The organism is Afipia sp. 1NLS2 (assembly GCF_000178995.1).
In the GTDB taxonomy this organism is placed as follows: Bacteria; Pseudomonadota; Alphaproteobacteria; order Rhizobiales; family Xanthobacteraceae; genus Afipia.
Map to the genome: position 1 here is coordinate 518592 of NZ_ADVZ01000002.1, position 24163 is coordinate 542754.

Sequence of the window (24163 nt, forward strand, 5' to 3'; positions counted from 1 at the left end):
CCCTGAAAACATTGGCCTTCTAGGACCTTGTCACAAAACTGTAATATTAGCAGGATCGAATGAACAGTAGGCCTTTCTATTATTGCACCGCAATGAACAGCCTATGGCCTCTGCCGAGAACCGACAATTTTGTATCGTCTCACTGAAGAGGATTGCAGCACCTACTGATGAGGTTGAGGTGACGACATCGCGACAGGTTCAGATGCCTTCGCTTCATTCTGCGCATCGTCTGCGGACTTTGAAAACAATCCCTGAATGAAGACGAAGAAGACCGGCACCATCAACAGCGCAAGAATGGCCACGGCAATCATGCCACCCATCACGCCGGTCCCGAGCGCCTGCTGGCTGAGACTGCCCGCTCCTTGCGCCACCACCATCGGTAGCACGCCACATACAAAGGCGAAGCCTGTCATCAGGATCGGGCGGAAACGCAGACTGCAGGCTTCCATCGTCGCGGCAAGCAAGGATTTGCCCTGCTCGCGAAGATCCTTGGCAAACTCGATGATCAGGATCGCGTCCTTCGCCGCAAGACCGATGATCGTGATGAGGCCGACAGTGAAGTACACGCCGTTCGGCAGCCCTCGCATCGACGAAGCGAGCACCGATCCGAATACGCCGAGCGGAATGGTGAGGAGCACCGCAACCGGAATGGTCCAGCTCTCATAGAGCGCAGCAAGACACAGGAAGACCACCAGGATCGACAACGCCAGCAGCAGCGGCGCCTGCGAGCCGGAGAGCTTCTCCTGAAGCGACTGGCCACTCCACTCGTAACCAAAGCCGCGCGGCAGCAGGCCCGCAAGCCGTTCCATCTCGGCGATAGCGTCGCCGCTGGTGTAACCTGCGCGCGCCTCACCGCTGATACGGACTGACGGATAGTAATTGAAGCCGACGATCTGCGAAGGCCCCTTGCCCCATTCGATGGTGGCGAATGACGACAGCGGCACCAGATCGCCGCGGCTGTTCTTCACGTTGTATTTGAGAATGTCGGCAGGGTTCATGCGATCCATCGCATCCGCCTGCACGATGACACGCTGCATCCGCCCCTTGTTGGGGAAGTTGTTGATGTAAGCTGAACCAAGATTGGTCGAAATCGTGTTGTTGACCTCGGCGAAGGAAACTCCGAAAGCGCTGGCTTTCTCGCGATCAACCACGAGATTGACGATCGGCCCCTCGGGCAAACCCTCAATGTAGACCTTCTGCAGGATATGGCTTGCATTGGCGTCAGCGACAAGTTTCCGCGCCGCTGCCAACAGTCCGGCATATCCCTTCTGCCCGCGATCCTGCAGACGGAAACTGAAGCCGCTGGAATTGCCGAGATTGTCGATCGGTGGCGGTTGCTGCGCCGTGATCTTGGCGTCGCGTACACCCGCCATCGCCGCATTGATGTCGTTGACGATCGCCGCCGCGGAATCCCCCGCACCACGCTCCGACCAGTCCTTCAGCGTAATGAAGGCCTGCGCGGTGTTGATGCCCTGCCCCAGAAAGCTGAACCCGGTCAGGAATGTGACGTCCTGGATACCCGAGCGGGTCTCCAGATATTTCTCGACGCGCTCAACGGCAGCCTTGGTGCGGGCGAATGATGAGTCGGACGGCGTCTGCACATCCACGGTGATGAAGCCCTGATCGTCGACGGGAAGAAAGCCGCCCGGCATTCGCGTGAACGCAAACGCCACGCCGCCCACCAGAACCAGATAAACCAGCATCACGCGACCCTTGCGCGCAAGCGACCAACTCACGGTCTTGACATAGTGGCCGCGCGACGCATCGAGTGTGTTATTGAACCAGCGGAAGATGCCTTTCTTCGCAGCACCATGACCGCCCTTCGCGGGCTTCAGCAGCGTCGCGCACAGTGCGGGCGTCAGCGTCAGCGCCATTAGGGCGGAAAACCCGATTGCCGCGACCATCGTGATCGAGAACTGCCGGTAGATGATGCCGACCGATCCGGGGAAGAACGCCATCGGCACGAATACCGCCATCAGCACCAGCGTGATGCCGACGATGGCGCCGGTAATCTGCGTCATCGCCTTGCGGGTTGCCTCCTTCGGCGGAAGCCCCTCTTCAGTCATGATGCGCTCGACGTTCTCGACGACAACGATGGCATCATCCACCAGAATGCCGATCGCCATCACCATAGCAAACAGCGTCAGCATGTTGATCGAATAGCCAGCCAATAGAAGCGTGGCACAGGCCCCCAGCAGCGCGACGGGCACGACGATGGTCGGAATGAGCGTGTAGCGGATGTTCTGCAGGAACAGAAACATTACGAAGAACACCAGTACCACGGCCTCGACCAGCGTGTGCAACACCTTCTCTATGGCTGCCTTGACCACGGGCGTGATGTCATAGGGAATGTCGTAGGCGACGTTGGCCGGGAAAAACTTCGAGAGTTCTTCCATCTTCGATTTCACCGCCGCCGCCGTGGCCAGCGCGTTGCCGCTCGGCGCCAGCATCACGGACAGGCCCGCCGTCGGCTTGCCGTTCAGGCGGGTCGTAAACTGATAGCCCATGCCGCCGATTTCGATGCGGGCAACGTCGCGCAGCCGCACGACCGAGCCATCGGCATTCGCGTGAAGAACAATGGAGCCGAACTCATCCGGTGTACTGAGCTGTCCCTTGACCAGAACAAGCGCCGATACTTTCTGGCCGGGTACGCTCGGCTCGGCGCCAAGGCTGCCGGAAGCCACCTGCGCATTTTGCGCGGTGATAGCCTTGGTGACATCCTCGGTCGTGAGATTGAAACCAATCAGTTTTTCCGGATCGACCCAGATGCGCAGCGACTGCTCGGTCGAATACAAGGTCGCGCGGCCGACGCCGGGAATGCGGCGGATTTCACCGACAATGTTGCGCACCATGAAGTCGCCGAGGCCAACCTCGTCGAGGCTGCCGTCTGTCGAACGCAATGTGATGATCTGAAGCACCGCGCTTGAGGCTTCCTCAACGAGGATGCCTTGCTGGATCACGGCCGGCGGCAACCGCGCCTCGACGCGCTTGATGCGGTTCTGAACGTCCACGGAGGCTGTCGTGGTGTCCGTACCCGGCTGGAAATTGGCGATGATCTCCACCTGCCCCAGTGAGTCGCTGGTGGATTCGAAATTCAGGATGCCGGATGCGCCGTTGAGTTCTTCCTCAATCGGTCGCGTGACACTGTTGTAAAGCTCCTCCGGCGAGGCGCCCGGATAGCTCGTGCTAATCGAAATGGATGGCGGCGCGATGATCGGGTACTGCGCGACCGCAAGCAAAGGAATGGAGATCGCGCCGATCAAGCAGATGAAAAGCGCGACCACCCATGCGAAGATCGGGCGTTCGATGAAAAAAGCTGGCATCGGGCGTTAATTCAAGGAGGGCTGCGCAGTCGCGTCCGCGCTCAGCTTCGTGCCGTCGACCGAAATCGGCGAAACGAGATCACCAGCGACGAACTTCTGGAAGCCTTCGACCACGACATGGTCGCCCGGCTTCAGACCTTCGCTCACCAGCCACTTGCCGTCCTGAAGATCGCTGGTGCGAATGGACTGCTTCGCAACGTGGCCATCAGGCTTCACAATATAGACTTCGCTGCTTCCGTTCGGGCCGCGCTGAACGGCCTGTTCGGGGATCGCAATCGCGTCCGTGTCGACGCCCTGTTCGATCATGACGCGCACATACATGCCCGGCAGCAATTCACCGTTTGGGTTGGGGAATTCACCGCGCAGCGTGACTTGCCCGGTGCTGGCATCCACCTTGGCTTCGGAGAAAAGAAGCCGGCCATCGAGCGGATACTTCCGGCCATCGACGATCAGCCTGACTTTGGCGGCCCCCTTGCTCACCTCTTCGAGATCGCCGCGTTCGAGCGCGTCACGCAGCTTGATCAGATCGGCCGCCGACTGGGTGAAGTCCGCGTAGATCGGATCAAGCTGACGGATGGTCGCGAGATTGGTGGTGTCGTTCGCGGTGACGAGCGAACCTTCGCTCACCAGCGCAGCACCGATCCTGCCCTTGATCGGCGCGCGGATCGTTGCGTAATCGAGATTAAGTCTGGCGCGCGCGACCTCGGCCTTTCGTGCGGCAAGATCTGCTTCCGCCTGGCGCTTGGCTGCAGTCGCCTTTTCGTTCTCGGCTTCGGACGCGACATGCTGCGAGGTTAGCGTCGCAATGCGATGCGCCTGCTTGGTTGCCTGGTCCAGCACAGCCTCAGCCTTGGCCTGGGCAGCTTCCTGCGCCATGACCTCAACCTCGAACGGCCGAGGATCTATTTTATAAAGTACGTCGCCCGCTTCGACATCACTGCCCTGCTGGAACCATCGCTCCATAATGATTCCCGAAACGCGCGAGCGCACCTCCGCGACACGCACTGAAGCGATGCGGCCAGGAAGTTCGCGGACGACCGTGAACGGCTCCGATTTCACGCGCACAACAGAAACTTCGGGGGGAGCGGCTTTCGCTACGGCAGGCGCTGGATCATCGCAACCACCTAAGAAAGCACTTCCAACGATCAGACACGCGATTGCGACGATTCGATTCGTCATGGCTCCGGCAGATCCCCAAGATTTCAAATTCACAAGTGGTGCGGTTAGGGGTGAAATTGCAATGCAGCATCTTTGTGGCAATGCGATAAAACGCCGCCTTATCCGCTGCGACATATGGAATCAGCCGCGGGTTAAGCGAAGATAAAGTGCCCGTGCGATCGCAGATTAAATACGCGACAGATTCCTTGCATGTGATGCAGCGATTTGCCGATCATTGAAGACAAACCAAACATGCGAGAGCGATTCCGAATACAGCAAAGCCAGATCATTGCGCAGGAAACGGGGTCTGCTTGCCGAATATTGTGTTCAAGCCTGCGAATGATTGGCGTCAGCAAATATCCGCGTTGATCGGTCGCAGTTGTTCCCGTAAGCACGCAAGAACAAATCCGCGTGGTTCCATGGGCACACCCCTCAAATTAGCAGCCAGCAGCATCGCAGTCGGCTGTCTCGTGCTGGCGTTGAAATACGTCGCCTATCTCCTCACCGGCAGCGTGGCGCTTTATTCTGACGCCTTAGAGAGCGTCATCAACGTGGCAACTGCGGTGGCGGCGTTCATCGCCGTGCGTGTCAGCGCGGCGCCGCCCGACGCCAATCATCCCTACGGTCACCAGAAGGCCGAATATTTTTCCGCCATTGTCGAAGGCGTGCTGATTCTCATCGCAGCAGTAGCAATTTTCTATGCAGCCTATCATGGAATCCTGAAGCCACGCCCGCTCGAAGCGCCTGCCAAGGGTTTGCTGATCAATGCGGCCGCGAGCGGCATCAACGCTGCATGGTATTTCGTTCTGCTCAAATCCGGACGGCGGCATCGCTCGCCGGCCCTGATCGCCGACGCCGAACATCTGTGGACCGACGTCGTCACCTCAATCGGTGTCCTGATCGGCGTCGCGCTGGTGTGGCTGACCGATCAACCGATACTCGACCCGGTCATCGCCGCACTGGTCGCGGTCAACATCCTCTGGACCGGTTGGAAGCTGATGCGCTCCTCGATCGGAGGATTGATGGACGAAGTCGTGCCAGAGGAAACGCTCACCAAGATTCGCGAAATCATTTCCTCCCATGCCGAAGGCGCGCTGGAGGCGCATGATCTCCGCACGCGTCAGGCCGGCCGGGCGATCTTCATCGATTTTCATCTTGTCGTGTCCGGCAGCATGACGGTGTCTGAATCGCACGAATTGTGCGACCGGATCGAAACCGCGCTGCGGAAGGAGATTTACGACATCATGATTTCGATTCACGTCGAGCCCGAGGAGAAAGCCAAACACCCGGGCGGCGTGCCGGTCGTCGGGTAACCCGGCGCCTGTTATTCGAAATTCATGTCTACGCACTTGAGAACCGGCGAGGAAATCCCGGTCGCAAGTTCGATACAGGCCCTGACCTTGCGCGTCGAAACATCAGCCGCCCAGATCGCCGTGCCGCCGCTACCGAAGAACGCGTTTGTGTTTGGCGGCTCGGTTTCGACCGCATCGAAATCATAGTTGGAATTTTCGGAAAACACCTTCGTCCTGAGCCGGCAAGTGCCGCTTTCATCCGTTCCAATAATCTTCGAGATATCGCGCGTCACCGACACTTGTGCCTCACAGCGATAGAATTCCGAGGTCACCGTGTTGAACAGGTATGCGTAGGACTTGCATGCGATCACCTGCCGTTTTCCCGGCATCAAAATCTTGCTGCAGGAAATGCGATGATTGTGACTGAGTCTGAACGTGGCATCCGCATGTGCCGCCGCCGGTAGTGTCAGCGCGCCCGCGACGGCAGCGGCTGCAAGTATCCTCGCTCCATACGACATCATCGACGCTCCGGAATGGTGTGACATGGCACTACGCCGTTTGGAGTTGCAAAGGTTGAGACGCTATCAGGCGATCAATCTGACCTTGCAGCACCAAAGGCTCGGGACGATCAGCCGCAGCGTGTAAAACGACTCGCAATGCCGCCGCAAGATCGATCGGCGCAATGGCTCCGTCGCAGACTGGTTTGACGAGACAATCCACAATCACATTCCAGTTTGCGATACCTCGATGGTAGTCCGCTCCCGATCCGCTGATGATATCCGCGGTCTGCACCATCCCCATCACGGCTTCCGGCTGGGAAGCCCGAACGCGGTCAATCATGTGCAACCATCGTTCGACCCATGCGTTTTCAGTCTTCGCGCGGCGCGAATAGGTTCGCGCATATCGAAGCAACGCCCAGGCTTCGGTCCAGTGCCGTTTCCATCCGGCCTGAGATGAGAACTTCAATACAACCGCCCGCTGCGAAAGACGCAGATAGGCCATCACTTGAAGCGCCGTATCGGCAGCATTTGGCGGCAGCATTCCGGCAAAATCGCAAAGGCAGAATGACACGCGGCGGGTTGGGGATACACTACCTTCCCCGCCATCCGCCAAAGCTGCCTGCGCGATGCTGGGTGGATCGGCATAGCGCATCCGCTCCTCCATGCGGGAAGCGACAGATGCGAGAAATGCACACGGCGCCTTGTCCGATCCGGCATACCGGCCAACCCGGTTGAGATACACAAGCGCGTAGTCGGGATCCTGATAAGCCATCAGTGAAGTGACTGCGTGCCGGACTATGTCTCTGGTGTCCGGCGGCAAAAATGGAGCAAGCTCGGCCAAACGCTTTTCCGCAACCCATGGCTTGCGGGACGCTTCGCCGAGATAGCGTTCTTTCAGCAGCCTGAAATCGACAGGCAGTTTCATGACGCCGATTTTCCGCTCAATGCTGCGACCTGCGCCTCAAGCTTGCCGACATTCTGAAACAGTCGCGCGCTCACCAGCCGCAGGAAATAAAATCCGAATTCGGGATTCTGGACGTAAAGTTCTTCCACCTTTTGATAGGTGACACTGAGAACGAGGCCCTTCTCCACGCACTCCAGCGTCTGCGTGCGCTCGTTGTCCGGGGACAGCATCCCGAATTCGCCGACGATGGAGCCCACCGGCAATTCGATGCCGGATTCCACGAGCCGGAACCGGCCGCTGACGATGTAGAACATCTCCGTCGCCCGCTCGTGCTTGTAGAACAGCACCTCGCCCGGCTGGCAGTGACGCTCCGTCATGAACGGTTTCAGCCAGTTCATCGACAGATTTCCACTCACCGAGCGCTTCACGTTGCGAACCAGCACCAGCATTTCGCGCAAACGATAGACATTCAACGGCAGCAAGATCATGTGCAGCGCAACGATCGGATAGTTTCGATGCGACATGGCATAGATAATGAACACCACGTTCGTGATGATCCCGACGACGCGCAGCGGGATCATCGTGCGCATGGTGTAACCGGCGACAACGAATGCCGATGCGATCAGGCCGCCTGCACCGGAGGCCAGCCCTGACATGTCTGAAGCGACACCTGATATATCCATGAGCCACCCAGCCCTTTGTCTTCGACAACGCGCGATCGGTTCGAAGCCGATCTCACCAAATTAAAGCCAATTCCAATCCCGGCCGGATCAGACCTCACAGTCCGATCGACTGACCTTCCCGCACGACCACCGTTCCAGGGCGCACGCGCGACGCCTCGGCGGCGATCCGGTCGAGAGTATCGTCATCATGCTCGGGGGCGTGGTGAAACAGGCACAACGTCTTCACCCCGGCGGCATCGGCGAATGCGGCGTTCTGCTGCCAACTTGCATGACCCCAGCCCGCATATTTCGCCAGCTCGCTGTCGGTATAGGTGGCGTCCATGACAAGACAATCGGCGCCCTTCGCCAGCGCAAGCATCGCAGGCGCGACCTCGGCATCCATGGCCGTATCCGTCATGTAGCAGAACGAACGACCCACAAATTCCAGCCGATAGCCGGTCGCGCCGCCCGGGTGATCGAGCGCGGCCGTGCGAAGAACGATGCCCGGACGGGGCGTCAGCACATCGCCACGCGCGAAATCATGAAACCCTATCTCAGCCTGAAATTGATCGAGGCCGATCGGAAACAGCGGAAAGCTCATATACCTGTCGAGCGCGGCGCGAAGTCCACCCACCTCTTTCAAACCTGCTGCCCATAACCGAAGACGATTGCCTTTCTCGAACGCCGGCAGAAAAAACGGCAACCCGATCAGATGATCGATATGCAGATGACTGAAAAATAGGTCGCTCTCACCGGATTGCCCCAGGAGCGCCTCACCAAGTCCGCGAAGGCCGGAGCCGGCATCGAAGATCAACCGGTTCTCGCCGCAAAGGACTTCGACACACGACGTATTGCCGCCATAACGCACCGTGTCTGGCCCCGGGCAGGCGACGCTGCCGCGAACACCCCAGAATTTGATCGTGATTGAATCTGACATCATCAACAGGCTCGAACGAAAGAATGGATCATATCGAAACGGTGCCGCATGGGCTCGCGGTTTCTGGGTCTATTTCATTGTCATTGCATAAACGCCATTCCAATCGGGCGGCGGCGGTGCCGTTCTGAAAGCACCGATCCGCCCGGCATAGAGGGCGAACAACGTCTTTAAACGGTTGTCATCGTCAAGCGCCCGCGCCTTTTCCATCGCATTCAACGCGCCGTCCCAGTCTCGGCTGCGATAGCGCCAGATCATATCGATGGTGTGGTTGCGCAACCTCTGAAAGCGCTCCGAATTGGCGAGATCGGCCCGGCCGAGAATGGCGTAGATCACCTCCGGCTCCTGTTTGCCCTTCACGGTGACAAGATCCATCTCGAGAATCGCCAGTCTCTCTTGCGCGGCCAGCGCGGTCTTCGAGCCAACAATGATCGGCAGGCCATAGGTCGCCGACTGGCTTTCCAGCCGCGAGGCAAGGTTCACGCTGTCGCCGAGCACCGAATAGTCGAACCGCAGGCTGGACCCCATATTACCGACCACGCAGAGGCCGGTATTGAGACCGATACCGACATTCAGCGGCATGAACGGCTTGCCCTGCTCAGCAGCCTCCTTCGCACGCCTTGCATTCAGATCGTCCACCTCGTTCAGCATGTCGAGCGCCGCCTCGCAGGCGTTGATGGCATGCTCCGCATCGTCGAGCGGCGCGTTCCAGAACGCCATAATGGCATCGCCCATATACTTGTCGATGGTGCCCTTGCGCTCAATGATGGCATCGGTCAGCGGCGTCAGCAGGCGGTTCATCAGCGATGTCAGCCCTTGCGGATCGTGCCGAAAAGATTCCGAGATCGTCGTGAAGCCGCGCACATCGCTGAACATCACCGTCATCTCGCGCTCCTCGCCGCCGAGCACCAGCCGCTCCGGCGCCTGCGCCAGTTGCTCCACCAGAGCCGGCGACAGATATTGCCCGAAGGCCGAGCGGATGCGGCGACGCTGCGCCTGTTCGCGCACGTAACCGTTGAATACCAGCGTCAGATAGACGGCCGTGCTCGCAAGCAATGGGAAGGTGAAATCGACCAGCAGCCTCTCGCGCACGAACAGGTACCAAGACGTGCCCGCGAGCAAGGCCGCAACCGCGCCGCCCAACAGCAGCAGCGAGACAGGGGTGAGCACCGGCGCGAGCCAGACGATCAGAAGCCCGAACAGAATGGCGGCAACGATTTCCGCGCCGAACGCATAGTTGGGCTGTGACAGGACGGAATCCGTCAATACGTTTTCCAGCACCTGCGCATGAATTTCGACACCGGGCATGACGCGATCCAGCGGCGTCGTCTTGGTATCGAGCAGCCCTATGGCTGACGTGCCGATAATCACCAGCTTGCGCGAGAACACGTCGCTGCCCGCCTTGCCGTCGAGAACATCTGTCGCAGAGACATAACGGGCCGGATCGTGCCTGCCAAAATAGACCCAGAGCTGGCCGTTGCGGTCGGTCGGAATCTCAAATCCCGGTACGCCCACGCTTTTCACACCAGCCTCGTCCGACTTCACGAGGAGCGTGTCCGCCTTCACCGCCACCCGCAACATGTCGAAGGTCAGCGAAGGCATCAGGTCACCCTGCGCCATCATAATGAGAGGGATGCGCCGGACGATGCCGTCGCGTTCGGTGCGAATTGTGAAAAGCCCGCGCCCCGGGGCCGCCTGCTCCAGAACCGGGATATTGCGCAACCGTCCCGGGAAGTTCAGCAGATAGGGCGAAGGATCGCCACCGAGCGTGGCAAGACCGAGCGGCGGCGGAGCGGCGGCGGGTACCAGTGTCAGGTACGGCAACCCGGATTCGCCAAGCACCGCGGGCGAGCGGCGCAGCGCTTCAGCAAAAATCTGATCATTATCCGGCAAGCTCTTGAGTTGTGTGCGTATCGCTTCGTCGAGACCGCGGAAGCTTTCCACCGCACGAGATGGCGACAGCCGGTCGGGCTCCGCGAATACGATATCGAAGGCGATCACGGCCGCGCCCGCCTCCGTCAGCCGCGACACCAGATCGGCCACGCGGGTGCGCGGCCATGGCCACTGGCCAAACCGCGCAAGGCTCGCCTCATCGAGATCGACGATCACGACAGGCCGCTCGACGGCCTTCCGTGGCTTAAGGATTTGGTAGAGGTCAAAAACTCTTAGCCGTAGTTCTTCAAGCGGCACGGGATCGATCGCGCGAAGGCCGACGATAGCCGCCAGCAGACCGAGGCACAAAATCCGGGCGTAACCAAACCGGCGGGCGAGCCAAAAGGGACGCCGGAGGAGGCTTCTTGAAAGGGACATGGCGGCGAACGTCAGGTTCCCGGTTGCTGAAAGCCCGCCGGCTGGCGCGCGGCCCGATATTGTCCGGTTCCCGCGACGAAATCCACCGGCCCGGTGCCACACGGCACGCCAAAACCTCGCTTCCGAGACCCGGAAGCCGGTCGATTACTCAAGGCCCAGGCGCTACCTCACGCCTTCGACATGTTGCGGACCATTTCGATCGCGATGGCGATACCGGCGGCGATCAGAACCCAATGGGGGTTATCGCAAAGTATCGTGCCCTGCCGGCAGACCTCATATGACCAGGTCCAGCCCGAATTCTGCGTAGCGCCCGCGAAATAAAACAGGCCGCTTGCACCTAACAAACCGAGAATCAGCACAAACATCGGGAATCTCCGTGTTGTTGCCGGTAGTCTCGGTGCCGAGACGTAAATCAAGGCTTGCGGTGATCTCCGAAACAAAGGGGCATCCTGGATTTTAACGATCCCGGTTCCGGAACAGAACCCGCCCGGCCCCGTTCCCTTCCGGGGAGATGACCATGGCAACCCGTGCACAACGCTTGGCGGAATTCGGCGAGCAAGGCACGCCGCCTGCGGGCGCGCCGGTACAGGTCCTGTGCGAAGACAAAAGCGGTACTTACCAGCTTCCTTTCACCTGCCGCTGGATCGGAAGCGGCTGGGAAAACTGCGAATCCGGCGACCCGGTCGAGGCCCGCGTCGTGGGATGGCGCTGGCCGGCGGACACCGGCAAACGCCACAATTGAAGGCAGATTTTAGGGCTTACTTCTGCGTCTTCTTCCATGCCTCATAACGCGCCTTGGTATCCGCGTTCATCGGGTACAGCCCCGGCAGCGACGCACCCTGCTGGACCTCGTTCACGATCCACGCCTCGACCCGCTCCTGCTCCTCGCCCTGCTCCAGGATCAATGGAAGGAACGCTTGCGGAATCACCACCGCACCATCTTCATCGGCCACGATGATGTCGTCGGGGAACACCGCGACGCCGCCGCAGCCGATTGGTTCGCCCCAATTCACAAAGGTGAGACCCGCAACCGAAGGCGGCGCGGCCGCGCCGTCACACCAGACCGGAAGCCCAGTGCCCAGAACGCCCTCGACATCTCGCATCACGCCGTCGGTGACGAGCGCGGTGACGCCCCGCTTCGCCATGCGCATACACAGGATGTCGCCGAAGATACCGGCATCGGTGACGCCCATTGCATCGACCACCGCAATGCAGCCTTCCGGCATCGCCTCGATGGCGGTGCGGGTGGAAATCGGTTTCGACCACGATTCCGGCGTCGCAAGATCCTCCCGCGCAGGAACAAAGCGCAGAGTGAAGGCAGGGCCGACCAACCGCTTCTGCCCTGGCCGCAACGGGCGCGTGCCCCGCATCCAGACATTCCGCAGACCCTTCTTCAGGAGCACGGTGGTGATGGTGGCGGTGGAAATACGTTGCAACAGTTGAACGGTCTCGGCGGGCAGCGACATCGGCTGGAAATCCTTTGCAAGAAGAGGCGACATGTTGCGGAGCGATCCGCTTGCGTCAAGCACGCCTCTCGACGAATGCTTGGGCGAATCTTCTCTCGCGAATAAAGCTCTGGACGCCATCAGCCCGTCCCGGCATCGTTTGTCCATGAACAGCCAGCCGTCCAAGCCATCAAAACCGCGTGTTCTCCCCTGTGGCGACGCCGCACTCGCCGTGGAGTTCGGCACCACCATGGAGGCCGACAGCAACCGCCGGGTTTTTGCACTGGATCGCGCGCTGAAAAATATGCCGGTCGAGGGTATCACCGAGACGGTGCCGACCTATCGCTCGCTCCTCATCCATTACGATCCGCTCAGGCTCGGCTTTTCCGAATTGAGCGACCGCCTTTTGGCTCTTCTCGACCGGCCGGACACGACGGAACGCCCATCCCGGCACTGGCGTGTGCCGGTGGCCTATGGCGGTGCATTCGGCCTGGATCTTGATGCGGTGGCGAAAGCGCATGGCATGTCGTCTGACGAACTGATCCGGCGCCACAGCGCCCCGCGTTACGAGGTGGCGATGATCGGCTTCACACCGGGTTTCTCCTATCTCCGCGGTCTTGATTCCGCGATTGCCACGCCGCGCCGGCCACAGCCGCGTATGTCCACCCCTGCGGGCACGATCTCGATCGGCGGCGTTCAGGCCGCGTTGCAATGCCTTGCCGGGCCAAGCGGCTGGCATCTTCTCGGCCGCACGCCGGTGCGCACCTTCGATCCGCGCCGCGATCCGGTCTTCCTGATCGAGCCCGGCGACACCGTAACCTTCGCACAAATCGGTCCGGTCGAGTTCGAACGTCTTGAGCGCCTCGCGGAACATGGCGAGGCGGTCGTGGAGTTGACGACGTGAGCGTGCTCGAAGTCATCGCTGCGGGGCCACTGACGTCCGTGCAGGATATCGGCCGCTTCGGCGCGCAGCGTTATGGCCTGACGCCGAGCGGCGCGATGGACCGCCTTTCGCTCGCTGCAGCCAATGCGCTGGTGGGACATCCACTCTCCGCGCCTGCCATCGAGATCGGGCCAATAAAGGCTGTCTTTGTCGCCCGGGGTGGCCCGCTGTGCGCGGCGCTCACCGGCGCGTTGCGGTTTGCACGGATCGGTGACAAGCCCTGCCCGCTCTATCGCACATTCATGCTTCGCGACGGTGAGACGCTAACCCTCGATGCGGCGCGCAAGGGCATGTTCAGCTATCTTGCCATCGCAGGTGAGTTGAAAGGCGAAGCAATGTTCGGCAGCTTTTCGGTCAATGCCCGCGCCGGACTTGGGAGCCCCTATCCCCGGCCACTTCAAAGCGGCGACCGGCTGACATACGGAAACGTGGCATCGTTGCCAGACCGCACCATGCCTCCTCCCGTCTTCGGCGAAGGCGCGATCCGCGTTGTGCCGGGACCTCAATATGATGAATTCGGAAAATCCACCGAGCTGTTCTTCAATTCACCATGGCAGATTTCGCCCGCCAGCGACCGCATGGGCTATCGCCTCGAAGGGCCATCTCTCACCCATGCCGGAAATTTCAATATTGTCTCGGATGGCACCGTGGACGGAAGCATTCAGGTTGCGGGCGGCCAGCCGATCGTGCTGATGAAAGATCGCGGTACAACCGGCGGATATCCCAAGATCGCGACCATCATATCCGCCGATCTCGGCCGCTTTGCGCAAACCCGCCCACGGCATACACTCCGCTTTGCGGAAATCGACGTGGCTGCCGCGCAGCAGGAGGCGCGCGCCTTCCATACGCTACTGCAATCTTTGCCCGAGAGAATCCGGAACGCATAACGATGCAGATCGACATCAACTCCGACATCGGCGAAGGCGTGGGAAACGACGAGGCGATGCTGGCCGTCGCCACCAGCGTCAACATCGCCTGTGGGTTTCATGCGGGCGATCCAGGCCTCATGCGAAAGATCGCGACCCAGGCTCATGCGCGTGGCGTCGGCATCGGCGCGCACCCCAGCTATCGCGATCTTGCAGGATTCGGGCGTCAGCCCATGCCCGGGCTCAGCGCCAGCGAGATCGAGAACCTTGTCGCCTACCAGACCGGGGCACTATGCGCGGTTGCTTCCCTCGCGGGCCACAAGGTCACGCATGTGAAGGCGCATGGCGCACTCTCGAACGCAGCCTGCGCCGACGCCATGATCGCCAAGGCCATCGCGACGGCCGTCAAAGCTGTCGATCCCGGCCTCGCCTTCATGGTGCTGCCGCATACCGAACTGGCTCACGCGGCGGATCACACAGGCTTAAGGCCGATCCATGAAATCTACGCCGACCGCGCCTATCAGGACGACGCGCAGCTTCTTCCCCGCAGCCAGAACGGTGCGGTGCTGCACGATGCCGGTGAGATCGCGCAGCGCGTTCTGCGGATGGTGCGGGGGCAATCCATCATTGCTGCCTCGGGAAAAACGATCGCGACGCCCATCGATAGCGTCTGCGTTCATGGCGATACTCCGGGTGCTGTCGAAATCGCAAAAACCGTTCGTTCCGTGCTGGAGCAAGGCGGCGTGACAATCTCACCCTTCAGTTCTCGGCCGTAGCCATCTCACGGTGAGCGGCCTGTTCCGTATCAGGCATCGTTTCCGCAACCAAGCGGCGTAATTCCGGAATGCAGGAGCCGCAATTGGTGCCTGCCTTGAGCTGCGCCCCAAGGTCGAGATGCGAGCGCGCCGCGCCGGACTTCAACGCATCGCAGATCGTGTTGCGGCCAACACCGAAACAGGCACAGATAATGGGCCCGGTGTTCGCAGTTGCATCCGCTGCCTTTCCGGACAGCAGCAGCCTGCGCTGGTCGGCCGAAAGCGTTTCTTCCGCAAACAGATCCTTTGTTGCATCCCACTCGGTCGGGCGACCTGCTGGTTCGACAAACAGACAGCTCATTAGCCTGTCGCCATCGAATGACGCCGCCCGATAAACACCTCCGACTGCATCGACATAATCCGCAAGGTCCTGTCCCATGGAGCGGTCATCAAACCAGGCCCGCCACGGCACGCCCTGCTTTGCGGCGAACAGATATCCATAGCCTCCAGTCACCGCGACCCGCGTCCACCATGCACCCGCAGGGAACGACAGCCTTTCGCGTGACAAGACAAAGCCCTGTTGCGGGTAATCGCAGGGAAACAGATTGGCAGGCGTGGCCTTGTTTTCCGGCTGGCCCGAATAGGGATCGGTATGAGGCGCGACCAGCGCGCCCACCCGCGCAGAAGACGACGTCTCATCGCTCCAATGAATCGGCGCGAACAACATGCCCGGCTGCTGGCGATCCGTCACGGTCACCTTGAGCACGCATTGGCCGTGGTCTGTTTCCACTCTGGCAAATCCGCCGTCCGTGACACCCGCCATCTGTGCATCGCGTGGATGAATTTCAACAAACGGAAACCGCAGATGCTGTCCAAGGCGCGGGCTGAGGCCTGTCCGCGTCATGGTATGCCACTGGTCACGAATACGGCCGGTGTTCAGCAACATCGGGCGTGCTGCGGATTTCTCGCCGCGCAGCACCGGAATTTCGGTCACGACGAAACGCGCGCGCTTGTCGTTGGTGTAAAATCCGCCATCAGCAAAGAAGCGCTCCGACATGCTCGCATCCGCGCGCGCCGGCCACAGCGCTGGCGTAATTTGATCGAAGTCGCTTTCGGTGATCTCGGAAAACGCTCCAAGGTCGAAATCGCGAGTACCTTTATTCTCGAATGCAGAGAGGCGGCAGTGCTCGCGGAAAATCTCCGCCGAGGATTGATACGAGAATGCCCGCTCATAGCCGAGCCGCCTGGCGATTTCGCTGACGATCCACCAGTCCGGCTTGGCATCGCCTGCGGGAGCCATGAATGAACGCTGGCGCGATACCCGGCGCTCCGAATTGGTCACCGTGCCGGATCGCTCGCCCCATGCCTGCGCCGGCAGCAGCACATGCGCGCCCGAATTCACGCTATCGTTCGAGCGCACGTTATCGGAAATCACGAGCAGATCGAGCTTCTGCATCGCAAGCCGCATAGCATCGGCGTTCGGCAACGACACAGCCGGGTTCGTGCCCATCACCCATAGCGCCTTGATCTCGCCGCGCCCGATAGCCTCGAACATCTGAACTGCCTTGAGCCCTTCATGGGTCGCAATGTGCGGCGCCTGCCAGAACCGCCGCACCCGGTCAATGTCCGGCGGTGTGAAGTTCATATGCGCGGCCAACTGGTTTGCAAGCCCGCCAACCTCACGGCCACCCATCGCATTTGGCTGTCCCGTCAGCGAGAACGGACCCATGCCGGGCTTGCCGATCCGTCCCATCGCAAGATGGCAGTTGATGATAGCGTTGACCTTATCGGTGCCTTGCGCCGACTGGTTGACGCCCTGGGAATACAACGTCACCACCTTTTCCGTCGAAGCGAACAGACGAAAGAACTCCTCGACATCGGCTTCGCTCAGTCCAGTCGCAAGCGCGGTCGCCGCGATATTGGCGGCAATCCTGCGGGCCTGCGCCAACGCCTCCGCGAATCCCGAAGTATGATCTTCGATAAAACCGTTATCGAGCGCGCCTTGTGCCGCAAGAAAGACCAGCAGACCGCTGAACAGCGCAGTATCTGTCCCAGGCTTCAACCCCAGAAAAAGATCGGCGTCGCTGGTGGTATCCGTTCGGCGCGGGTCGACGACGACAATCTTCGCGCCCCGTGTCTGTTTGTTCGCCAGCATGCGCTGATACAAAACCGGATGGCACCACGCAGCGTTCGAGCCGACGAGAACGAGGAAATCCGCCTCGTCGAGATCGCGATAATTCCCCGGCACGGTGTCCGAACCGAAGGCGCGCTTGTGACCTGCGACGGCCGACGACATACACAGCCGCGAATTGGTATCGACATTGGCGCTGCCGATGAATCCCTTCATCAGCTTGTTGGCGACGTAATAATCCTCCGTCAGCAATTGCCCCGAGAGATAGAATGCAACCGAGTGGCGCCCATGCTTGGCGATGATGTGATGGAGCCGCTGCGCCACATGATCGAGCGCATCGTCCCATGCGACAGCCTCCATCTGGTCGTTCGAGCAGCGCACCATCGGATGCAGCAGCCGCTCGTGAATGCCTAGCGTCTCCCCAAGGGCCGAACCCTTGGAGCAGAGGCGGCCATAATTGGCGGGATGATCCGGGTCTCCCTTGATGATTGCTCCGCCCTTGCCGTCGGGCGTCGCCAGCACACCGCAACCGACACCGCAATAAGGACATGTGGTCCTTACGGTCGCCGGAGAAATTTCCATCGCACTCATCAACGGCCTTCGCTCAATAGACGTCCTGCTGGTAGCGACCCTTCTTCTTCAGGTCGGCTACGAATGCGACAGCTTCATCGGTCGAGCGCGCGCCGAACTGAGCCGCGATATCCACCAGCGCGCGTTCGACATCCTTGGCCATCCGCTTGGCATCGCCGCAGACATAGACGTGTGCGCCTTCCGCCAGCCACGACCACAGCTCGCGGCCGACCTCGCGCATGCGATCCTGCACGTAGAATTTCTCCTCGCGATCCCGCGACCACGCCAGCGACAGCCGTGTGAGATGGCCGGATGACTTCATTGCGTTGAATTCGTCGGCATAGAAGAAGTCGCACTCGCTGCGCTGATGGCCGAAGAAAAGCCAGTTGCGACCCGGCGCGCCGGTCGCCTGCCGGTCGTGCAGGAAGGCACGGAATGGCGCCACGCCGGTGCCGGGACCGATCATGATAACCGGCGTGTTCGGGTCCTGCGGCAGCCCGAAACCATGCGCCTTCTGAACATAGACTTTTAGCGTATCGCCCGGATTGATCCGCTCGGCGAGGAATGTGGATGCAACACCTATACGCTTGCGCTTGCCGATTGTGTAACGGACGGTATCGACCGTCAGCGACAAGCGGCCCGGCGTCGCGTTGTGCGACGACGAGATGGAGTATAATCGCGGCTGCAACCGCTCCAGCGCCTCGATGAAGGCTTCCGGGTGCGGCCGGACGCCCGCGAACTTCTGCAGCGCCGCCATCACGTCGAGATGTGCGGCGTCACCATCCGGGTCATCGCCTGAAGCAAGCGCCCGCGCCTTTTCGCGGGCCGCGCCGCCGGTGATGAAGGAAATCAACTCGAACAACGAATCCGGCGCAGGCGACAGCGACACATCTTCGTGCAGCACGTCGCGCAGCTTCTTGCCATTGATCATCGTCTCGTGCGAAACGCCAAGCAGCGCGATGATCTGATCGACCATGCCAAGATCGTTGCTGGCGAACACGCCGAAGGAATCGCCGACGACATAATCGAGGCCAGGCCCCGATAGATCAAACTCGATATGCCAGGTTTCCTTTTCTGATCCCGGCTTGTTCAAAAGGCGCCGCGACAGGAAGACCGCCTTAATCGGATTGTCACGCGAGCGGCCCGGCTCGCCGACGGTTTTGGCAGCAGGCTCCGCCAGATTCGCCTCGGGCGCCGGCGATGGCGAGGATGACGGCGCGCTCTCCAATTCCTCATACAGCGTCTTCAGCATCCGGGCGGTTTCCTTGCCACCCGGTACGCACAGGTTCAGGCGCGCCTCCTTCTTGCCGGCAATTGCCTCGGAATAATCGTGGCAATTGTAACCGCACTGGCCGCAATCCTGCTGCGCCATCGCCGCCATCATCCGGCGGCGCAGTGGGCGGCCCTCAGCAAGCTTCATGCGCTCGGCAATCGGAAGCGTCTGGTCGTGCCACGGAGCCTCACCGTCATCGTTGTCCCCCGCACCCTTCATGACCGCCGCGCCCTGCTCGGGCGACAATGGCGTGACCGCATTATCGAGCGATACCAGCCCAGCGAAGAAGCCGTTCAGCCACGACCGCTGTTCATGCGAGAACGGTGCCGTTTCCGGAATGATCTCGAGCTGGCTCGGCGGTGTTCTCTGGTTCATCAGGCCGGCTCCATTTCAGTCATGCGCTTGAGAGCGTCGATCTCGGTCCGCTTGGCAAAATCGAGGAAGGTCTCGTCTTCCGATGCCCGGTTGGTGACGTAGGCTTTCAGCACGCGCTCCACGGTGCGCGGTGCATCCTCGGCTTTGACGTTCTGAAACAGTTCGCGCGCGATTGTGGCATCAGTTCCAAATCCGCCGCCGACCAGAAGGTGATAGCCATCGACCGTATCGCCATCGTCGTTGACCGGAACGCGCGCGCCGATCAAACCGATGTCGCCGATATAGTGCTGGGCACAGGAATGATGGCATCCAGTGAGGTGGATGTTCACCGGCGCATTGAGCGGCACGCGCTCGTCGCACCAAGCTGCGATCTCCTCGGCATTCTCCTTGGTATGCGCGGCGGCGAAACGACACCCCGTCGCGCCTGTGCAGGCGATCAACCCGGCGCGCAACGCGGAAGCCGTCACCGCAAGGCCGAGCGCCTGGATCGCGGCAGTCACGGTGGCTACATCGGTATCGGCAATGCCGGAGATCAGCAGATTCTGCCAGACGGTAAGGCGAATGTCGCCATCGCCATAATCCGCAGCGATCCTCGCAAGCCCGCGCATCTGGTCAGGCGACAGCCGGCCAAGCTTCAATGCGACACCGATCCAGTTCAGTCCAGACTGCTTCTGCGCATGAACCCCGATATGCGCGAGCCGATCATAGGCCGGGCGCGGCGCGATGGCATCCGCAGGCACGCGCACCAGCTTGCGGTTAAGCTTCTCCTCGACCGCTGCGAGAAACTTGTCGAACCCCCAGGCATCGAGCACGTACTTCAATCGCGCCTTGTTGCGGTTGGTTCGGTCGCCATTCTCGATGAAAACCCGCAGGATCGCGTCGGCAACACCAATGGCCTCCTGCGGCTGCAGGATCACGCCAGTATCGCGGGCAAAATCCTTGTGGCCGGTAATGCCGCCAAGGCCCAGCCGAAAGTAGATGCCGGGATCGACGCTAAAACCTTCGCGCACTTCGACAGCCTGAAATGCAATATCGTTGGTTTCTTCCAGCGTGGCAATGCGCCCTGCGCCGTCGAACGCGACGTTGAACTTGCGCGGCAGACCATACAGCGAGCGGTCGTTAAGAATGTGGAAGTGCCAGGCCTTCGCGTAAGGGCGGGTATCGAGCAATTCCTGCGAATCGATGCCGGCGGTCGAGGTCCCGGTGACGTTGCGAATATTGTCCGCACCGGAGCCGCGCGAGCACAGCCCCAGATCCTGCAATCCTTCAATGACGTTGATTGCGTTCTTCGGCTCGATCTCGCGAAGCTGGAGATTGGCACGCGTGGTCACGTGGGCATACGGACCACCGAAATTCTCCGCGAGATCGGCCACGCCAGCAAATTGCCAATGCTTGAGGATACCGTTCGGAATCCGCAGGCGACACATGTAGGACGACTGCGTGGGTGCGACATAGAAGATGCCGTAATAACGCCAGCGGAAATTATCTGGCGGCTTCGGCGCTTCGTTCAACTCGGCCTGCTTCACAAGACGCGGATAGGCATCGAACGGATGCTCTTCCCGCTTAAACTTCTCCTGATCGTTGAGCTTGCCGCCTGCCGCGACGACACGATCCTGCGCCTTGATGTGAATGGCATCGGGGCCGACCGGCTCGCTCTTTGCGGGCGCGTTGCTGCGCGCAACCCGCGATGCGCTGAGCCCCGAAACGAAGCCTTCGAGATAGCGCTTCTGGTCTGGAGAGAAATCGCTGGACATGACTTAAGCTGCCTTTAGTTGAGCAAGCGCGCGACCGAACATCATGTCGCCGCGAATTGTTTCGATGGGAGCCATTGTCCGGATAAGATCGAGATACCAAAGCGCGTCCTGGGTATCGCCCACGAGCACCGCGCCGGTAAGACGCCCCTCCGCGACAACCAGCTTCTTGTAGTTGCCGCGCCGCTCATCGTTGAACACCAGCGTTTCGCCGCCTTCGGCTGCGAGAAAATCACCGGCGGAAAAGACGCTCACGCCCGAAACTTTCAGATTAGTGGCAACAACACTGCCGACGTAATCCGTCGGATTACCGGCCAAATGAGCGGCCAGCACCTTTGCCTGCTCATAGGCTGGCTCCACGAGCCCGTAGCAGGTGCCGCGATGCTCCGCGCATTCACCGAGCGCGTAGACATTCTCGACGCCGGTGCAAATCCGATCGTCCACGACGATGCCGCGATTGACCAGCACGCCCGCCTCTTTCGCAAGCGCCACGTTGGGCCGGATGCCCGCCGCGAACACGACAGCGTCCGCCACAATGCTGCGGCCATTCGCCAGATCGACGCCTTCGACGTGATCGGTCCCGATGATCCGGCTTGTGTCGGCATCCAGCACAATCTCGATGCCCTTGCTCTCGACCAGCCGCTTCAGGAGCGCTGCCGCCGGGGCATCAAGCTGCCGCTCCATCAGCTGATCCATCAGGTGCAAGAGCGTTACCTTCGATCCGGCCTTCGCCAATCCGTAGGCCGCTTCAAGGCCGAGCAAGCCGCCGCCGACCACGACGACACGCCGCTTGGCACCAGCAAGCGCGAGTAACTGATCTACGTCGCGGGTGTCGCGAAACGTATGCACGCCAGGGAGGTCGGCCCCCGGCACCGCGAGACGCAGTGGCGTCGAGCCTGTCGCAAATACCAGCTTCGAGAACGGAACGTCGGTGCCGTTGGCGAGATGCACCTTGCGCACGGCCAGATCGACCGAACTCGCAGCGCAGCCGTAGGTAACGGTAACGCCGCGATCCCGCCACCACACGGCTGACCTCAGCTCGATCTCCTGCGATGTAGCCTCACCTGCAAGCACCGAGGACAGCAGCACGCGGTTATAGGCCAAGCGCGGCTCGTCGCCGATCACGGCAATCGCGTAGCGCCCCAATGCCCGCTTCGCCAATTCCTCGACGAGCCGAGCGGCGGCCATACCGTTTCCGACAATGACGAGAGGTTCGCTCATGCTCCGCTCCCTTATGCCGCCTCGACGAAGCGATGACGCTCGTACAGGAATTCAAGCACGCGCTGCCGGCACTTGAGGTAGACCGGGTTGGCCGCCAGCTCGAGCCGCTTGCGCGGATGTGACAACGGCACGTCCAGAACCTCACCGATGCGCGCGCTCGGACCGTTCGTCATCATCACGATGCGATCGGAAAGCAGTACGGCCTCATCAACATCGTGGGTGATCATCATCACCGTGTTGTCGAGCTTCTGGTGCAGGGCCATCACGGTATCCTGCAGATGAGCACGCGTCAGTGCGTCCAGCGCGCCGAACGGCTCATCCAGAAGCAGAACCTTCGGCTCCATCGCCAGCGCACGGGCAATGCCGACGCGCTGCTTCATGCCACCCGATATTTCAGACGGGCGTTTGTCCTTGGCATGGGCCATCTGCACAAGGTTGAGATTGTGCATCACCCATTCGTCGCGTTCGACACGGGTCTTGGTCTTGCCGAATACCTTGTCCACCCCAAGCCGCACGTTGTTGTAGACCGTGAGCCAAGGCAGCAGGCTGTGGTTCTGGAACACAACGGCGCGATCTGGTCCTGGCGCATTCACCTCGCGCCCCTCCAGCAGCACGCCGCCCTGCGTCGCGCCGGTCAGTCCCGCCACGATGTTGAGTAGCGTGGACTTGCCGCAACCGGAATGGCCTATGATGGAGACGTACTCGCCGCGCGCGACCGTCAGGTTGATGTCCTTCAGCACCTCCGTCGCAGCGCTGCCGCGCGTGAAGACCTTGTCCATATGATCGAGCTTCAGATAATCCTGCATGGCGATCTCCTTAGGCAACCGACGTGCCGCGCGTGAAAAACGCACCGATCGTCGCGATCATGCGATCGAGAATGAAGCCGACGATGCCGACGTAGACCAGCGCGAGAATGATTTCGCTGATGTGCGAGGAATTCCACGCATCCCAAATAAAGAAGCCGATGCCGACACCGCCGATCAGCATTTCGGCGGCGATAATTGCAAGCCACGACAAGCCGATGCCGATCCGCAGGCCCGTAAAGATATAGGGCGCGGCCGACGGGATCATAATCTTCCAGAAAAACTCGAATGGGTTGAGCCGGACCACCGCCGCCACGTTGCGATAGTCCTGCGGAATGTTGCGGATGCCGACAGCGGTGTTGATGATGATTGGCCAGATCGAGGTGATGAAGATCACGAAGATCGCCGAGGGTTGGCCGTCGCGAAACGCGGCAAGCGACAACGGCAGCCACGCCAGCGGTGGAATAGTCCGCAGCACCTGGAAGATCGGATCGAGGCCACGCATCGCCCAGATCGACTGTCCCACCAGTGTCCCGAGCGCGATGCCTGCAATCGCCGCGAGCGAATAACCCAGCGCAACGCGCTGCAAGCTTGCCGACAGATGCCAGAACAGACCCTTGTCGATGCCGCCATTGTCGAAGAACGGATCGAAGATGAGATCCTTGGTATCCCTGAACACCTTCAGCGGCGGCGGCAGCGTCGCGCCCGCCTTGCTGCACAGCAATTCCCAGACCACGAGAAACAGCGCGAGGACGATGAGAGGCGGCACAATCCGCGCAGCCGCAGATTGCGCAAGCTTCCATGCTTTATCGCTTCTTGGCCGACGCTTGATCTCCATCTTGAATACGGGCGCTGACTCAGAAGGTCCGGAGACCTTTACCGCAACTTCAGATTTAACCGCGGGCATATTCATTACGTGTCGTCTCCCGGAATAGTAGATGAACCGC

The 24163-nt window shown here is 60.6% G+C and carries 20 protein-coding genes; 5 read left to right on the top strand and 15 right to left on the bottom strand.

What is annotated here, in order from left to right:
* Positions 1-161 precede the first annotated feature (161 nt).
* A complete protein-coding gene (locus AFIDRAFT_RS11070) occupies positions 162-3323 on the bottom strand; it encodes a multidrug efflux RND transporter permease subunit (protein WP_009339489.1) in 3162 nt (1053 codons plus the stop codon).
* 6 nt (positions 3324-3329) lie between these two features.
* The gene (locus AFIDRAFT_RS11075) at positions 3330-4502 is read right to left on the bottom strand and encodes an efflux RND transporter periplasmic adaptor subunit (RefSeq protein ID WP_009339490.1); all 1173 of its coding nucleotides are present in this window, start codon (positions 4500-4502) and stop codon (positions 3330-3332) included.
* A 398-nt stretch (positions 4503-4900) separates the two neighbouring features.
* On the opposite strand from AFIDRAFT_RS11075, the gene AFIDRAFT_RS11080 reads away from it, so the two are divergent.
* Positions 4901-5794, top strand: coding sequence for a cation diffusion facilitator family transporter (locus tag AFIDRAFT_RS11080; protein WP_009339491.1), 894 nt, complete (start codon positions 4901-4903; stop codon positions 5792-5794).
* A gap of 11 nt (positions 5795-5805) precedes the next feature.
* On the opposite strand, the gene AFIDRAFT_RS11085 is transcribed toward AFIDRAFT_RS11080, so the two are convergent.
* The 6 genes from AFIDRAFT_RS11085 to AFIDRAFT_RS11110 all read right to left on the bottom strand — a co-directional run bounded on the left by AFIDRAFT_RS11085 (position 5806) and on the right by AFIDRAFT_RS11110 (position 11448).
* Positions 5806-6294 (bottom strand): hypothetical protein, encoded by a 489-nt coding sequence (locus AFIDRAFT_RS11085; protein WP_040298294.1) that lies wholly within the window; start codon positions 6292-6294, stop codon positions 5806-5808.
* Between the two features lie 28 nt (positions 6295-6322).
* Positions 6323-7198 (bottom strand): DUF6537 domain-containing protein, encoded by an 876-nt coding sequence (locus AFIDRAFT_RS11090; RefSeq protein WP_009339493.1) that lies wholly within the window; start codon positions 7196-7198, stop codon positions 6323-6325.
* Positions 7195-7860, bottom strand: coding sequence for a Crp/Fnr family transcriptional regulator (locus AFIDRAFT_RS11095; RefSeq protein ID WP_009339494.1), 666 nt, complete (start codon positions 7858-7860; stop codon positions 7195-7197). Before AFIDRAFT_RS11095 ends, AFIDRAFT_RS11090 begins: the two co-directional genes overlap by 4 nt.
* 94 nt (positions 7861-7954) lie before the next feature.
* Complete coding sequence (locus AFIDRAFT_RS11100; protein WP_009339495.1) at positions 7955-8779, bottom strand: MBL fold metallo-hydrolase; 825 nt, start codon at positions 8777-8779, stop codon at positions 7955-7957.
* 66 nt (positions 8780-8845) lie between these two features.
* Positions 8846-11083, bottom strand: a complete 2238-nt coding sequence (locus AFIDRAFT_RS11105) for a CHASE2 domain-containing protein (protein WP_009339496.1) — start codon at positions 11081-11083, stop codon at positions 8846-8848.
* Between the two features lie 167 nt (positions 11084-11250).
* Entirely contained in the window at positions 11251-11448 is a 198-nt protein-coding gene (locus AFIDRAFT_RS11110; protein WP_009339497.1) for a hypothetical protein, read from the bottom strand.
* Between the two features lie 152 nt (positions 11449-11600).
* On the opposite strand from AFIDRAFT_RS11110, the gene AFIDRAFT_RS11115 reads away from it, so the two are divergent.
* The gene (locus AFIDRAFT_RS11115) at positions 11601-11825 is read left to right on the top strand and encodes a hypothetical protein (RefSeq protein WP_009339498.1); all 225 of its coding nucleotides are present in this window, start codon (positions 11601-11603) and stop codon (positions 11823-11825) included.
* Between the two features lie 16 nt (positions 11826-11841).
* On the opposite strand, the gene AFIDRAFT_RS11120 is transcribed toward AFIDRAFT_RS11115, so the two are convergent.
* Entirely contained in the window at positions 11842-12549 is a 708-nt protein-coding gene (locus tag AFIDRAFT_RS11120) for a ribonuclease activity regulator RraA (RefSeq protein ID WP_009339499.1), read from the bottom strand.
* Positions 12550-12694: 145 nt separating this feature from the next.
* Between AFIDRAFT_RS11120 and pxpB the strand changes: the two genes are divergently transcribed.
* From pxpB to AFIDRAFT_RS11135, 3 genes are read left to right on the top strand one after another with little or no spacing between them, the layout of a single operon-like run.
* The gene (gene pxpB, locus AFIDRAFT_RS11125; protein ID WP_040298357.1) at positions 12695-13432 is read left to right on the top strand and encodes a 5-oxoprolinase subunit PxpB; all 738 of its coding nucleotides are present in this window, start codon (positions 12695-12697) and stop codon (positions 13430-13432) included.
* Positions 13429-14358 carry a 5-oxoprolinase subunit C family protein gene (locus tag AFIDRAFT_RS11130; protein ID WP_009339501.1) on the top strand — a complete coding sequence of 310 codons (930 nt, stop codon included), beginning with the start codon at positions 13429-13431 and terminating at the stop codon, positions 14356-14358. The genes pxpB and AFIDRAFT_RS11130 overlap by 4 nt, the downstream gene beginning before the upstream one ends.
* A gap of 2 nt (positions 14359-14360) precedes the next feature.
* Complete coding sequence (locus AFIDRAFT_RS11135; protein WP_009339502.1) at positions 14361-15113, top strand: LamB/YcsF family protein; 753 nt, start codon at positions 14361-14363, stop codon at positions 15111-15113.
* Here AFIDRAFT_RS11135 and AFIDRAFT_RS11140 read toward each other — a convergent pair.
* Genes AFIDRAFT_RS11140 through ntrB form a run of 6 tightly spaced genes read right to left on the bottom strand, consistent with a single transcriptional unit; the run spans position 15097 to position 24129 of the window.
* The gene (locus tag AFIDRAFT_RS11140; protein WP_009339503.1) at positions 15097-17814 is read right to left on the bottom strand and encodes a nitrate reductase; all 2718 of its coding nucleotides are present in this window, start codon (positions 17812-17814) and stop codon (positions 15097-15099) included. The genes AFIDRAFT_RS11135 and AFIDRAFT_RS11140 overlap by 17 nt on opposite strands.
* Positions 17815-17827: 13 nt before the next feature.
* Positions 17828-19441, bottom strand: coding sequence for a sulfite reductase subunit alpha (locus tag AFIDRAFT_RS11145; RefSeq protein ID WP_009339504.1), 1614 nt, complete (start codon positions 19439-19441; stop codon positions 17828-17830).
* Positions 19441-21195 carry a NirA family protein gene (locus AFIDRAFT_RS11150; RefSeq protein ID WP_009339505.1) on the bottom strand — a complete coding sequence of 585 codons (1755 nt, stop codon included), beginning with the start codon at positions 21193-21195 and terminating at the stop codon, positions 19441-19443. Before AFIDRAFT_RS11150 ends, AFIDRAFT_RS11145 begins: the two co-directional genes overlap by 1 nt.
* Before the next feature lie 3 nt (positions 21196-21198).
* The gene (locus AFIDRAFT_RS11155; RefSeq protein WP_009339506.1) at positions 21199-22413 is read right to left on the bottom strand and encodes an NAD(P)/FAD-dependent oxidoreductase; all 1215 of its coding nucleotides are present in this window, start codon (positions 22411-22413) and stop codon (positions 21199-21201) included.
* 11 nt (positions 22414-22424) lie between these two features.
* A complete protein-coding gene (locus AFIDRAFT_RS11160) occupies positions 22425-23219 on the bottom strand; it encodes an ABC transporter ATP-binding protein (protein ID WP_009339507.1) in 795 nt (264 codons plus the stop codon).
* Between the two features lie 10 nt (positions 23220-23229).
* The gene (ntrB, locus tag AFIDRAFT_RS11165; protein WP_009339508.1) at positions 23230-24129 is read right to left on the bottom strand and encodes a nitrate ABC transporter permease; all 900 of its coding nucleotides are present in this window, start codon (positions 24127-24129) and stop codon (positions 23230-23232) included.
* Positions 24130-24163: the final 34 nt, after the last annotated feature.